General features: G+C 37.6%; 3 protein-coding genes. 1 reads left to right on the top strand and 2 read right to left on the bottom strand.

All coding sequences use genetic code 11. From position 1 onward, the window contains the following. Positions 1 to 81: 81 nt before the first annotated feature. Positions 82 to 402, bottom strand: coding sequence for a hypothetical protein (locus FTV42_RS17000; protein ID WP_180039260.1), 321 nt, complete (start codon positions 400 to 402; stop codon positions 82 to 84). Between the two features lie 30 nt (positions 403 to 432). On the opposite strand from FTV42_RS17000, the gene FTV42_RS16995 reads away from it, so the two are divergent. Beyond that, the gene (locus FTV42_RS16995) at positions 433 to 768 is read left to right on the top strand and encodes a hypothetical protein (RefSeq protein ID WP_087696065.1); all 336 of its coding nucleotides are present in this window, start codon (positions 433 to 435) and stop codon (positions 766 to 768) included. 44 nt (positions 769 to 812) lie between these two features. On the opposite strand, the gene FTV42_RS16990 is transcribed toward FTV42_RS16995, so the two are convergent. Continuing rightward, positions 813 to 1121 carry an MbeD/MobD family mobilization/exclusion protein gene (locus FTV42_RS16990; RefSeq protein WP_125279880.1) on the bottom strand — a complete coding sequence of 103 codons (309 nt, stop codon included), beginning with the start codon at positions 1119 to 1121 and terminating at the stop codon, positions 813 to 815. Positions 1122 to 1296: the final 175 nt, after the last annotated feature.

Genomic DNA, 1296 nt, shown 5'->3' with positions numbered 1-1296 from the left:
AGAAATGTACCACTCTTTGCCATACATTTCAAAATTTCTTTTCTTAACATTGACTTATGCCATATTTGGCCCTTTTCATTGTTAATAAACCTCTACTTCTTCGGTGTACCATCCTTCTACGAAAGTACCTTCAGTACCTGTTTCTTTGATTCCGCAATAAAACTGTCTCTCTGTATCCCCAAGAAAACCTGTAACTTTTTCTGGTTTATCTGTCATAGGCTTCAAAGGTAATTTAGTTGTATCTTGAATCGACTTTAAACATCTAGACATACTAGAGAATTTAGCCTCTTGCATCTGCATTTCTGTTTTAGGTTTTTTAGGTTTTGAAGGCGCATTAGGATCAGAATTTCCACACCCTATTAAAGATAAACCTAGTAAACTTATCGCGAGAATTTTAAACATTTAAAGCCCCTTATTTAGAGTAAAAATAATATGAAAAAACTAGTACTTATATTTATCGCTATATTTGCTACTGGCCATGCTTTAGCAGATACACTTATTCCGCGAAGTGCGTCAGGGGATAAAGGTAAATACTATTTAATAAAACAAACAAAATCAGGTGATATTGTCACAGCTTTACATAAGCGAGTAGGCGTTGACAGTATTGGTTATACCTCTACTAAAACCAACTGTAAAACAGGAAAAATGCAGGAAATTGGATACAGTGAAATTTCTGCTACAGCAATTAAGCCAAATCCAACTCAGTGGTTTGACTTAGTACCCGGTTCTAGCAAACACGACCTATATAAATTTGTATGTAAGAAATAAGCTTATTCACCTCATTTTAGGACTGTAACTAATTTGAGGTTTATTCATTTTTTCAACTTTATCAACTGCTCTTGTATTGTGGTTAACTGATTGTTCAAAAGCCTGTTTTGTTTCTCGAAGTCTTTCAGTTGTCCATTCAAGTCGCTGACATGCTTTATTAAGTTGTTCCAGTTGTCCGCTTGTTTCCGATCTGTTTCGGAAATACTTTCCAGTAAGCTCTTGAAGGCTGCCTTGATAGCTTGATTTTCCTGCCGTGTAGCTTCGAACATCTGCTGTAAATCGGCTTCTCTCTGCTGCTGTTGTGCTTGAGCTTGTTCCAAGGCTTCGAGTAAGTGCTTTTCGAGTTCTGTCATCAATTAATACCCCATTGGCACTAGATAGCCACCCTTCCAGCTTCCTGCTTTGGTGTTCATCTGAATGCATGTGCGTTTTCGGTTCTTGTTGTCTATACAGTTCGTTATATTCAAATTGCCCCCTGCGTCCTTCAACTGTTGAATTGTGGCCTGTTGCTGGGCTATTAAGTCTGCG

The sequence above is a fragment of the Acinetobacter sp. YH16052 genome, assembly GCF_013417155.1.
Classification (GTDB): Bacteria; Pseudomonadota; Gammaproteobacteria; order Pseudomonadales; family Moraxellaceae; genus Acinetobacter.
This window is presented reverse-complemented; position numbering and strand designations above follow the sequence as displayed.

What these genes read in the sequence shown, in the direction of transcription:
- FTV42_RS17000 (WP_180039260.1), bottom strand. Translation starts at nt 402, where the DNA reads ATGTTTAAAATTCTCGCGATAAGTTTACTAGGTTTATCTTTAATAGGG.
- FTV42_RS16995 (WP_087696065.1), top strand. Translation starts at nt 433, where the DNA reads ATGAAAAAACTAGTACTTATATTTATCGCTATATTTGCTACTGGCCAT.
- FTV42_RS16990 (WP_125279880.1), bottom strand. Translation starts at nt 1,121, where the DNA reads ATGACAGAACTCGAAAAGCACTTACTCGAAGCCTTGGAACAAGCTCAA.